Raw genomic sequence first — 12,384 nt, forward strand, 5'->3', positions numbered from 1 at the left:
CCCCGGTTCATCGGTGCCAGCAGATAGCCGAGATCCGAATCGAGAACGGGGTGATTGAGCACGGCGTTGCCGCGCGGCGCCAGATGCAGGTGGTAACCGCGCTTGATACCGAGCGGAATGGAATAGCCGAGCGGACGAAACACCAGATCGGACCATGGTCCCAAGGCTACCACCACTTCGCGCGCGCTCGCCCCGCCCTCCGGTCCGCCGACGCGCCATCGGCCGCCGGCTTGTTCCAGCGTTCGCGCATCGCCCACCACAAAGCGTCCGCCCTTGCGCTTGAAAAGCGCCGCATAGGCCTTGGCCAATGCGCCGGGATCGGGAACGAATCCCGGTGCCGGAAAATACACCGCGCCGGCGAACTCGCCGGTCAGATTGGGCTCGCGCGCCGCGATCGCCTTGCTGTCGAGAACCTCGCCGTCGACGCCATAGGGCCTGGCGCGTTCGAAATCGCGCACCGCGCTGGCCAGCGTCGCGTCGGAACGGAACAGCTTGATCCAGCCGGTCCGCCGCAGCAGTTCCGGAACCGCGGCCTCCGCGATCAGCGCCTCATGCTCGACAAGGCTGCGCTGGATCAATGGCAATTCGGCCAACGCGCTGTGCAGCGCGCGATCCGGCGAGGAGGCGAGGAAATAGCGCAGCAGCCACGGCAGCGAGGTCGGCAAATCGGAGAAACTGTAGCGCACTTGTGGTGAGCGGTTCATCGCATATCGAAGGATCTGGCCGAAATCCCGGGGAAACATCAGCGGAAAAACCGAGGCGGCTTCGATCAGTCCGGCGTTGCCAAAGCTGGTCTCTTCGCCGGCGAGTTCGTTCCTGTCGACCAGGATGACATCCCGTCCCCGCTGCTGCAGATGCAAGGCGGCGCTGACGCCAACCATGCCTGCACCCAGGACAAGAACATCGGCCTTTAATTCCGCCATTCGGCACTCCCCGTTCAATGTTGCGCGGCTGCTGCCGCCGTCTGCCGTGAAGCTAGTAATTGCTGCAGCGTCGCGCAAACCGGGAAATCACGCTTGCGCGGCAGCCAAACTCTGGCAACATGGATCGGCGACGACTGTCGATATTGCAAAACTGCACAGCGTGCCACCGCGGAGAGCGTCAACACATGCCGGTACGTCAAGCCTTGTTTGCTGCGACCACCGTTTCCATCGTCGCTTTTGCCATGATACCGGCATCGGCCCAGACCCTGCGCTACGCCAACCAGGGCGACCTCAAATCGCTCGATCCCTATACGCTCAACGAAACCACCACCCACGCGCATCTCGGACATGTCTATGAAGGCCTGGTCGAGCGCGACAAGGATTTGAAGATCATTCCGGCGCTGGCGGAAAGCTGGGAAACCCCGGAGCCCACCCGCTGGCGATTCCATTTGCGCAAGGGCGTCAAGTTCCAGAACGGCGATCCCTTCACCGCCGACGACGTGATTTTCTCGGCAGACCGCGTTCGCGCCAAGGGTTCGAACCTGACCACCCGCATTTCTCCGGATACCAAGGTCGTCAAGATCGACGACTACACCGTGGATTTCATCCTGACTTCGCCGAATCCCATTCTGACGTCGCAATGGGATACCTGGTACATCATGGACAGGAAATGGGCGGAGGCGAACAACACCGTGGCGCCGACCTCGGCCTCGGCGACCTCGCCGAGTTTTTCCTCGCTCAACGCCAACGGCACCGGACCCTTCATCGTCGAGAGCCATCAGCCCGGCGTCAAGACCGTGTTCAAGGTCAACCCGAACTGGTGGGGCAAGCCCGAGCACAATCTCAAGGAAATTATCTTCACGCCGATCGCCTCATCCGCCACGCGCGTCGCCGCCTTGCTGTCCGGTGAAGTCGACGTCATCGAGCCGGTTCCGATCCAGGATATAGCGCGGGTCAATTCGAGCGCGAATGCGACGGTGCTGACCGGACCGGAATTGCGCACGATCTTCCTCGGCATGGACCAGTCCCGCGACGAATTGCTGTTTTCGAACGTCAAGGGCAAGAATCCGTTCAAGGACATCCGGGTCCGCGAGGCCTTCTACAAGGCCATCGACATCGAGCTGATCAAGACGCGCGTGATGCGCGGCCTGTCGACGCCGTCGGCGCTGATGGTCGCGCCGCAGCTTTTCAAGCTTTCGGGCGACTTCACCCGCCCGAAATTCGATCCCGACGGCGCCAGGAAACTGCTGGTGGAAGCCGGCTATCCCGATGGCTTCGAAGTCACGATGGATTGCCCCAATGACCGCTACGTCAACGATGCCGCGATCTGCCAGGCGGTGGTGGGCATGTTGGCCCGCATCGGCGTCAAGATCGAGCTCCTGGCGCAACCGAAGGCGCAGTATTTCGCCAAGATATTGAAGCCAGGCGGCTTCCAGACATCCTTCTACATGCTGGGCTGGACACCGAGCACGCTCGATTCCCAGAACGTTCTCTACGACATCATGGGCTGCCGCGACGATCCGGCATCTCCACGCGGCGAAACCAATCTCGGCGGCTACTGCAACAAGAAGATGGATGAAGTCTCCGACCGGGTGCTGCTGGAGACCGATCCGGCCAAACGCGATTTGCTGATCAAGGAAGCGTTCGAGATCGCCAACAAGGATTACGCCTATATTCCGTTGCATCAGCAGGCCCTGGCATGGGGCGTATCGAAGAAGGTGAAGCTGACGCAGCGCGCCGATAATCAGGTCCTGCTCTATTGGGCGACCAAACAGGAATAGCCAGCTTCAGTATTCGTGGTCCCGGTGGCTTCCCGCTCCCGGGACTTTTCGTTCCGGGGTTCGCCATCCAGGCCGGTTGTTGCCGGCCTGGAATCCAGACGTGAAGGGATCACATGCTCGCTTTCACACTTCGCCGGGCGATCCAGGCCATTGGCGTCATGATTGCGGTCGGGATCATCTCGTTTTCGATGTTCCGCTTCGCGGGCGATCCGGTCAACCAGATCGTCTCGCTCGACACGTCGGCCGCCGAGCGCGCCGAAATCCGCAAATCGCTGGGCCTCGATGATCCCGTGCCGGTGCAGTTCGCTCGATATTTCGGCGATGCGATGCGGTTCAAGTTCGGGGTCTCGTACCAGTTTCGACAGCCGGTCGCGAACCTCTTGATGGAGCGAATGCCGGCCACGCTGGAACTTGCCACCTGCGCCACGATTCTGGCGATGGTGTTCGGCATCCTGATGGGGGTCTATTCGGCGCTGAAGCGCGACACGCTGCTGGCGAAGATATTCCAGGCGGTATCGCTGATCGGAATCTCGCTGCCGACCTTTCTGATCGGTATTCTCCTGATCTATCTGTTCGCGGTGGTGCTGGGCTGGCTGCCGTCGTTCGGCCGCGGCGACGTGGTGCGGATCGGCTGGTGGACGACGGGCCTGCTGACGGTCTCCGGGCTCAAGGCGCTGATCATGCCCTCGATCACGCTCGGCCTGTTCCAGATGACGCTGATCATGCGGCTGGTGCGGGCCGAGATGCTCGAGGTGCTGCGCACCGACTATATCCGGTTCGCGCGGGCGCGCGGACTGACCACGCGCGCGATCCATTTCGGGCATGCGCTGAAGAATACGCTGGTGCCCGTCATCACCGTCGCCGGATTGCAATTTGGCTCGGTTATTGCATTCGCGATCATTACCGAGACCGTTTTCCAGTGGCCGGGAATGGGATTGCTGTTTGTGCAGGCGGTGCAAAACGTCGATATCCCGATCATGGCAGCCTACCTGCTGATGGTGTCGCTGATCTTCGTCACCATCAACCTGATCGTCGATATTCTCTACACCGTGGTCGATCCGCGCCTGCGCTCGACCATCGACCGTCCGGCCTGACGCGAAATAGATATTTGGAGATAGATATCTGCATGTCCGACGCCGCCGTCCCCAGCAAAGCCAGTTCGAACGCACCGGATGCGCGTTGGCTGCGCGGCGACTGGCTTCGGCGCGCGCTGGCGAGCGACATGTTCTATTCGTTCCGCCGCTCAAGGCTGACCATGGTTGCGGCCGCCGTGACGCTGCTGTTTTTTCTGCTCGCGATCGCCGCACCGCTTCTGGCCGTGCAGAACCCGTTCGATCCGGCCCAGCTTCAACTGATGAATTCGCGGATCGAACCGCTATGGATGGCGGAGGGCCAAAGCCCGTTCCTGCTCGGCACCGACGAGCAGGGCCGCGATGTCTTTTCCGCCATTCTCTACGGTTTGCGCATTTCGCTGACCGTGGGCGTGCTCGGCGTGCTGTTCTCCGGCGCGCTCGGCATTATCCTTGGACTGGTCGCCGGCTATTTCGGGGGCGCGATCGACAGCCTGATCATGCGTATTGCCGATGTGCAGTTGACCTTTCCTGCCATCTTGATCGCGCTATTGGTCAACGGCGTCGTCAAGTCGGTGTTCGGCAATCGCCTCGACGCCATGAGCACGCTGGCGGTGCTGGTGTTTGCGATCGGATTGAGTTTCTGGGTGCAATATGCGCGCACCGTGCGCGGCTCGGTGATGGTAGAGAAGAACAAGGATTATGTCGCCGCGGCGCAGCTGATCGGCCTTCCGGCCCCCGTGATCATGCTGCGGCACGTGCTGCCGAATACGATGGGGCCGATCCTGGTGATCGCGACCATCAATCTCGCGCTCGCCGTCATCACCGAGGCGACGTTGTCGTTTCTCGGAGCCGGCATGCCCGACACCATGCCATCGCTCGGCACGCTGATCCGGATCGGCAACAATTATCTGTTTTCCGGCGAATGGTGGATCGTCGCCTTCCCGGGCTTTGCGCTGGCGGCCTTGATCCTCTCCATCAACCTGCTCGGCGACTGGCTGCGCGACGCGCTCAATCCGAAGCTTCGATGAGACTTGTTGCAACGATAAGACTTGCTGCAACTCCGGGAGTTCGGACCGCATGATCGAGCCTGTGCTTTCGGTACGCAATCTCGGGGTGGAATTCGTCACCCGCCACAGCGTGCTGCGCGCGATCGACGGCATTTCCTTCGACATCGCCAAGGGCGAGGTACTGGGCGTGGTCGGCGAATCCGGCGCCGGAAAATCCGTCACCGGCCTTGCGGTGATCGGCCTGATCGATCCGCCCGGCCGCCTTTGCGGCGGCGAGATCTATCTGTCCGGCCTGCGGATCGACAATCTGCCGCCGGAACAATTGCGCCGGATCCGGGGAAAACGGATCGGGATGATCTTTCAGGATCCGCTGACCAGCCTGAACCCGCTGTACCGGATCGGCGATCAGCTGGTCGAGACCATCCGGACCCACACCAATCTTTCCGAACAGACCGCGCGCAGGCGCGCCATCGATCTGTTGGCCGAAGTCGGCATTCCCGCGCCGGACAAACGCATCGACGCCTATCCGCATGAATTTTCCGGCGGTATGCGTCAGCGCGTCGTGATCGCGCTGGCGATTTGCGCCGAACCCGAACTGATCATCGCCGACGAGCCCACCACCGCGCTCGACGTGTCGGTGCAGGCGCAGATCATCGCACTGATCAAACGCCTCGGGCGCGATCATGGCACCGCCGTGATGCTGGTGACTCACGACATGGGCGTGATCGCCGAAACCTGCGACCGCGTCGCGGTGATGTATTCCGGCCGGATCGCCGAGATCGGCCCGGTCAGGGATGTGGTGCAGAACCCGCTGCATCCGTACGCCAAGGGCTTGATGGGCGCGATCCCGACGCTCGCCAGCGACGCCGAGCGGCTGGTCCAGATTCCCGGTTCGATGCCGCGGCTCTCTGCGATCCCGCCGGGCTGTTCGTTCAACCCGCGCTGCGCGTTCGCGTTCGATCGCTGCCGGACCGAGCGGCCGGAGCCGATCCGGCATGGCGCGCAATCTGTGGCCTGCCATCTCTATGACACCGCCGTCAAAGAGAGCGCGGCATGACAGCAGCGCCCTTTGTCGAGGCCAAAAATCTGCGCCGCGTGTTCGACGTCTCGAAACCCTGGCTCAACCGGATGCTCGAAGGCGGCCATCTGGAATTCCTGAAAGCGGTCGACGGCGTCACCTTCGACATCGCCAAGGGCGAGACCTTCGCGCTGGTCGGCGAATCCGGCTCCGGCAAAACCACCGTCGCCCGCATGGTGGTCGGATTGCTGCCGCCAAGTTCGGGTGAAGTCATCATCGACGGGGTTTCGATGAGCGACGCCAGCCAGTCGCAGGCCCGCCAGCAACTGCGCCGCCGTATCCAGATGATCTTCCAGGACCCTTATGCCAGCCTCAACCCGCGGCTTCGGGTCGATGCCATTATTGCCGAACCGATCCGCGCGTTCGATCTGATCCAGGGCGAGCGCCATATTCAGGCGCGGGTCGGCGAATTGCTCAGTCTGGTCGGCCTGCATCCCGACGACGGCTGGAAATATCCGCATGAGTTTTCCGGCGGACAGCGGCAACGGATCGCGATCGCGCGCGCGCTGGCGTCGCAAGCCGAATTCATCGTGTGCGACGAGCCGACCTCGGCGCTCGATGTTTCGGTGCAGGCGCAGATCCTCAATCTGATGCGCGACCTGCAGGACAAATTCGGCCTCACCTACCTCTTCATCAGCCACAACCTCGCGGTGGTCCGGCATATGGCCAAACGCATCGGCGTGATGTATCTCGGCCGCATCGTCGAGATCGCGGAAGGGCGCGAACTGTTCAGCCATCCACGCATGCCCTATACGAAAATGCTGCTGGGCGCGGTGCCGGATCTGGCGATGTCCGGCCGCCAAAGAATTCCCGTCAAGGGTGAAATCCCCAATCCGATCGACCCGCCGCCCGGCTGCGCCTTCAACCCGCGATGCCCGCTGGTGTTCGATCTCTGCCGCCGTCAGGCGCCGGCGCTGATTGACGGCGTCGCCTGCCACGCGGTCAACAATCCCGCTGACGCCACCGCGCCCGTATGATCACAAGGATGGGAGCGGTGCATCGCAGCGGGCCGGTTGGCAGGCCGCCTCGGCTGTGGTCAAGTGCGCCGCCCGTAAGGCCCCTAAACAACACTGGATTCCCATGAGCAACATCAATCCCGACCCGTTCACCACCAGGCCTGAAATCGAAGGCACGTTCGGGGTCGTGACCTCTACCCACTGGATCGCCACCGCGGTCGGGATGGGCATCCTGGAAAAGGGCGGCAATGCGTTCGACGCCGGGGTTGCCACGGCGTTCACGCTGCAGGTCGTGGAACCGCATTTGAACGGCCCCGGCGGCGACGTGCCTGTCATCGTGCACGATATCAAGCGCGGCCGCACCGAGGTGATTTGCGGCCAGGGCCCGGCCCCCCAGGGCGCCACCATCGCGCATTACCGCAGCGAAGGCCTGGAGATGGTGCCCGGAACCGGCCTCTTGGCCGCCTGCGTTCCCGGCACGTTCGAATCCTGGATGCTGTTGTTGCGCGACTACGGCACGCTGCGGCTGCGCGATGTCCTGGAACCTGCCATTGCCTATGCCCGCGACGGCTACCCGCTGGTGGAACGCGCTTGCGCGACGATTGCCACCGTCGAACAGATGTTTCGGAAGTACTGGACAACGTCGGCCGCGATCTATCTGCCGAACAATGAGGTGCCAAAACCCGGCACGCTCTTTACCAACAAGACATTGTCGGAGACCTATGCCCGCATCCTGACCGAGGCGGAAAGCGCCGGCGCCGACCGCGTTGCGCAGATCGAACGCGCGCGCAAGGCCTGGTCGCATGGCTTCGTCGCCGAAGCGATCGGCAATTTCTGTCGCACCCAGGACATCATGGACGTCAGCGGCTCGCCGCATCGCGGCGTGCTGACCGCCGACGACATGGCGCGCTGGCACCCCACCATCGAAGCGCCGCTGACCTACGACTATGGCCGCTACACCGTCTGCAAGCCCGGTGTCTGGAGCCAGGGCCCGGTCATGCTGCAGCAGCTTGCGCTCTTGAAAGGATTCGAACTGGACGGGCTCGATCCCGCCGGCCCGGAATTCATCCATCTGCAGATCGAATGCGCCAAGCTCGCCTTTGCCGACCGCGAGAAATTCTATGGCGATCCGAAATTCACCGAAATCCCGATCACGACGCTGTTGTCCGACGCCTATAATGACGAACGCCGCAAGCTGATCTCGGACCAGGCCTCGCTCGATTTCCTCCCCGGCTCGGTCGAGGGTTTTGGGTCCGTGGTCAAACTGCGCCGCCAGGAAGGTCACCGCGAGGCGGTTGGCGCCATGGGCGCGGGCGAACCCACCGTCGGCCGCTTCGGCGAGGTGCGCGGCGACACCGTGCATTTCGACATCATCGACCAGGCCGGCAACATGATATCGGCGACACCCTCCGGCGGCTGGCTGCAATCGTCACCCGTGATTCCGGAACTCGGCTTCTGCCTCGGCAGCCGGGCCCAGATGTTCTGGCTTGAGGAAGATCACCCCGCAGCGCTGGCGCCGGGCAAACGCCCGCGCACCACGCTGAGCCCGACCATGGCGCTGCGCGACGGCGAACCGTATCTGGCATGGGGTTCGCCCGGCGGCGATCAGCAGGACCAATGGACCACGCAATTCTTTTTGCGGCACGTCCATGCCAAGCTGAACCTACAGGAAGCGATCGACGCGCCGGCATGGCATTCGGAACACTTTCCGATCTCGTTCTGGCCGCGCACCGCGCGTCCCGGCGTGCTCGTGGTCGAGAACCGCGTGCCGAAGGCGACCGTCGATACGCTGAAAAGCCGCGGCCATATCGTCGAGATCGGCCCCGACTGGTCGGAAGGCCGCTTGACTGCCGCTTCCAAAATCGGCCGCCGCCGGCGCGCCGCCGCCAATCCCCGCGGCATGCAGGGCTACGCGGCTGGAAGATAACGGCCGAGAATTCAAATGACCTGGTCGATCATCGCCCGCGACGCTGCTACCGGTGAAATCGGTATCGCGGTCGCGACGCGGTTTTTCGCGGTGGGCGCGCGGGTGCCCTATGTCGCCGCCGGCGTCGGCGGCATCGCGACGCAGGCGCTGGTCAATCCCTATTACGGCATCGACGGCCTGAAACTGCTGCGCGCGGGACGCACGCCATGCGACATCGTCGAAACCCTGATTGCAGCGGATGCCGGACACCAAAGCCGGCAAGTGCATGTCATGGATGCCGGCGGCCGGGTCGCCGCCTTTACCGGTAACCAGTGCGTCGACTGGTGCGGGCATATCAAGGGCGACGGCTTCTCGATCGCCGGCAACATGCTGGCCGCGGGTCGGGTGCTGGACGATACCGCGAACGCCTACATCGCCGGTGCAAATCTGCCCTTCGCGCAGCGCCTGATCACCGCGATGCGCGCCGGCGAGGCCGCCGGTGGCGACAAGCGCGGCAGGCAATCGGCGGCGCTTCTGATCCATGGCGACGAGGAATGGTCGGCGCTCGATCTGCGCGTCGACGATCACCCCGATCCGCTCGCCGAACTCGAACGCCTCGAACAAGTGAGCCGCGAACGCTGGGTGCATTTCCGCAAATATCTGCCGACCCGCAGCCATCCGGCCGGCATTACCGATCGCGAGATCATCGACGCAGGAATAGACGCGAGCATCGAAGCGGCGACGGCGGGCCGGAAATGACCGACGTCCCGCTGATCGAAATCCGGGACCTGCAAATCACCTTCCATGGCGATGACGGTCGCACCACCCATGCGGTCGACCGCGTCGATCTCAGCGTGGCCAGGGGCGCCACGCTCGGCCTGGTCGGCGAATCCGGCTGCGGCAAGAGCGTGACCTCGCTCGCCATCATGGGCCTGCTGTCGAAACAATCCTCTGAAGTTACGGGTTCGATTCATTTCGATGGCTTCGATCTGCTCGATGTGCCCGACCAGACCCTGCGCGATTTGCGCGGCAACCGACTGGCGATGATCTTCCAGGAGCCGATGACCTCGCTCAACCCGAGCTTCACCATCGGCGACCAGATCATCGAGACCATTCTGCGGCATCGCGGCGGATCGCGGCGCAGCGCGCGTGAGCGCGCGATCGAACTGTTGCGGCGCGTCCACATTCCCTCGCCGGAGCGGCGTATCGACGAATATCCGCACAAACTTTCGGGCGGCATGCGCCAGCGCGTCATGATCGCGATGGCACTGACCTGCGATCCGATGCTGCTGATCGCCGACGAGCCCACCACCGCGCTCGACGTCACCTTGCAGGCCCAGATCCTCGATCTGATGCGCGAGCTGAAGGCGGCGAGCGGTGCCGCCATCATCCTGATCACCCACGATCTCGGCGTGGTCGCCGAGGTCTGCGACGAGGTCGCGGTGATGTATGCCGGCGAGATTGTCGAGCGCGCCACCGTCGATGAATTGTTCGCGCGTCCCCAGCATCCCTACACGGTGGGCCTGCTCGGCTCGATCCCGCGGCTCGACCGCCGCAGCTCGCATCTGGCCACCATCGAGGGCATGGTGCCCAACATGGCGAACCCGCCGCCCGGCTGCCGCTTCGCCGCGCGCTGTCCGTTCGGCGATCAATCCTGCGTCGCTACGCATCCGGCGCTGGTAAACCTGAGCCCCGGTCACTGGTCGCGCTGCATCAAGGCGCCGCTGGAAAGGCTGGTGTCGTGACCGCGCTGCTCGAAGTCAAAAATCTGATCAAACATTTCGTCGCGGAGCGTTCGCTGTTCGGGCGGCCGACCGCGTTCATCAAAGCGGTCGACGGCGTCAGCTTTCACGTCGACGCTGGCGAGACGCTGGCGCTGGTCGGCGAATCCGGCTGCGGCAAATCCACCGTGAGCCGGCTGGTATTGCGCCTGATCGAACCCGACGCCGGCAGCGTCCATTTCGAGGGCCGCGATCTGCTCGCATTGAACACCAACCAACTGCGCGCCTTCCGCCGCGATGCGCAGATCATCTTTCAGGATCCTTATGCGTCATTGAACCCGCGCATGACCGTCAGCCAGATCCTGACCGAGCCACTGGCGTTGCATGACCTGGTGCCGCCGGCGCGCCGGCGCGAACGGGTCGAGGAATTGCTGCGGCTGGTCGGGCTGGAGCCGCGCTTTGCCCGCCGCTACCCGCACGAATTTTCCGGCGGCCAGCGCCAGCGCATCGCGATTGCGCGGGCGCTCGCGGTCGAACCGAAACTCATCATCTGCGACGAGCCGGTATCGGCGCTGGATGTTTCGATCCGTTCGCAAATCCTGAACCTGCTGCGCGACCTGCAGGACCGGCTTGGCCTCGCCTATGTCTTCGTCTCGCATGATCTGGCGGTTGTGAAGCACATTGCCGACCGGGTCGCGGTGATGAATCTCGGTGGTATCGTCGAGACCGCCGACGCACAGGCGCTGTTCGCCCGGCCGCGCCATCCCTACAGCCGCGCGCTGCTATCTGCGATCCCGTTGCCCAATCCACAGGCAAAGCGCAGCCGCATTCTGCTGCAGGGGGAGATGCCGAGTGCGCTTAATCCGCCGTCAGGCTGCCGCTTTCATACGCGCTGTCCTTATGTGATCGACCGCTGCCGCATCGAGCCGCCGCCATTGCTCGCGGATCCGGCTGGACACGCCACCGCCTGTCACCGCACGACGGAACTGCCGCCGCCTGATGCACTCGTCGCAACCGACACTGCCGTGTCGTCGACCCTGGAGCGATTGGTCGCGGCCTTCAGCGGAGTTACGGAAGTACCGGCTTCCGCCGGGGTTGATATAGTCAAGGCCATACCTTCGGCCGACGTTTGAAAATGGGGAACAGTCCAATGAAAGTCTTGTCATGAAAATCTTGCGCCTGACAGCACTTGCGGCGGCGGCGTTGCTCTCGCTCGCAACAGGCGTGCACGCCGAGACCACGCTGCGCATCGGCCTTGCCGAGGATCCGGACATGCTCGATCCCTCGCTCGGGCGTACCTATGTCGGACGCATCGTGTTTTCGGCGTTTTGCGACAAGCTGTTCGATATCGACGACAAGCTCAACATCGTGCCGCAGTTGGCGCTGTCCCATGAGACGTCCGCCGACGGCAAGGAGATGACGATCAAGCTGCGGCCGGGCGTCAAATTCCACGACGGCGAACCGCTCGACGCGGAGGCCGCGAAATTCTCGCTGGAACGCCATCTCACGCTGCCGACCTCGTTTCGCAAACCGGAACTGGCCGCGCTCGACCATGTCGAGGTCGTCGATCCCCTCACCATCAGACTGGTATTGAAGACACCGTATTCGCCGCTGATCGCCCAGCTCACCGATCGCGCCGGCATGATGGTCTCGCCCAAGGCGGTGAAGGAAGCGGGTGACAAATTCGGACTGCATCCGGTGTGCGCCGGGCCCTACAAATTCGTCGAACGGGTGCAGCAGGACCGCATGGTGTTCGAGCGATTTGCCGATTACTGGAACAAGGATAACGTCTTCATCGACCGCGTGGTGTTCCTGCCCATCGTCGACGCTACCGTACGGCTCGCCAATCTCAAATCCGGCGGGCTCGACCTGATCGAGCGGGTGCTGGCGACCGATATCAACGACGTGCGCGCCGATCCCAGGCTGGTGCTGTCGACCG

General features: G+C 63.3%; 11 protein-coding genes. 10 read left to right on the forward strand and 1 reads right to left on the reverse strand.

Annotated features, from left to right (window positions below; genetic code table 11):
* Nucleotides 1-923 (reverse strand): NAD(P)/FAD-dependent oxidoreductase (locus ABR948_RS21980; RefSeq protein ID WP_428121994.1); only part of this gene is annotated, 923 nt, incomplete at its 3' end.
* A gap of 185 nt (nt 924-1,108) precedes the next feature.
* Here ABR948_RS21980 and ABR948_RS21985 point away from each other — a divergent pair.
* The 10 genes from ABR948_RS21985 to ABR948_RS22030 all read left to right on the forward strand — a co-directional run.
* Entirely contained in the window at nt 1,109-2,704 is a 1,596-nt protein-coding gene (locus ABR948_RS21985; RefSeq protein ID WP_428121997.1) for an ABC transporter substrate-binding protein, read from the forward strand.
* A gap of 113 nt (nt 2,705-2,817) precedes the next feature.
* Nucleotides 2,818-3,798 (forward strand): ABC transporter permease, encoded by a 981-nt coding sequence (locus ABR948_RS21990; RefSeq protein ID WP_428121999.1) that lies wholly within the window; start codon nt 2,818-2,820, stop codon nt 3,796-3,798.
* A 32-nt stretch (nt 3,799-3,830) separates the two neighbouring features.
* Entirely contained in the window at nt 3,831-4,805 is a 975-nt protein-coding gene (locus ABR948_RS21995) for an ABC transporter permease (protein ID WP_428122001.1), read from the forward strand.
* Between the two features lie 49 nt (nt 4,806-4,854).
* Nucleotides 4,855-5,841 (forward strand): ABC transporter ATP-binding protein, encoded by a 987-nt coding sequence (locus ABR948_RS22000; RefSeq protein ID WP_428122003.1) that lies wholly within the window; start codon nt 4,855-4,857, stop codon nt 5,839-5,841.
* Entirely contained in the window at nt 5,838-6,839 is a 1,002-nt protein-coding gene (locus ABR948_RS22005) for an ABC transporter ATP-binding protein (RefSeq protein ID WP_428122006.1), read from the forward strand. The genes ABR948_RS22000 and ABR948_RS22005 overlap by 4 nt, the downstream gene beginning before the upstream one ends.
* A gap of 103 nt (nt 6,840-6,942) precedes the next feature.
* Nucleotides 6,943-8,745: a gamma-glutamyltransferase family protein gene (locus tag ABR948_RS22010; RefSeq protein WP_428122008.1), complete on the forward strand. Its 1,803-nt coding sequence runs from the start codon at nt 6,943-6,945 to the stop codon at nt 8,743-8,745.
* Nucleotides 8,746-8,760: 15 nt separating this feature from the next.
* The gene (locus ABR948_RS22015) at nt 8,761-9,483 is read left to right on the forward strand and encodes a DUF1028 domain-containing protein (RefSeq protein ID WP_428122010.1); all 723 of its coding nucleotides are present in this window, start codon (nt 8,761-8,763) and stop codon (nt 9,481-9,483) included.
* Nucleotides 9,480-10,469 carry an ABC transporter ATP-binding protein gene (locus ABR948_RS22020; protein ID WP_428122013.1) on the forward strand — a complete coding sequence of 330 codons (990 nt, stop codon included), beginning with the start codon at nt 9,480-9,482 and terminating at the stop codon, nt 10,467-10,469. The genes ABR948_RS22015 and ABR948_RS22020 overlap by 4 nt, the downstream gene beginning before the upstream one ends.
* Entirely contained in the window at nt 10,466-11,578 is a 1,113-nt protein-coding gene (locus tag ABR948_RS22025) for an ABC transporter ATP-binding protein (protein ID WP_428122016.1), read from the forward strand. The genes ABR948_RS22020 and ABR948_RS22025 overlap by 4 nt, the downstream gene beginning before the upstream one ends.
* A gap of 31 nt (nt 11,579-11,609) precedes the next feature.
* On the forward strand, nt 11,610-12,384 hold a 775-nt coding region (locus ABR948_RS22030; protein ID WP_428122019.1), incomplete at its 3' end, for an ABC transporter substrate-binding protein.

This window comes from Bradyrhizobium sp., from assembly GCF_050014615.1.
GTDB lineage: Bacteria > Pseudomonadota > Alphaproteobacteria > Rhizobiales > Xanthobacteraceae > Bradyrhizobium.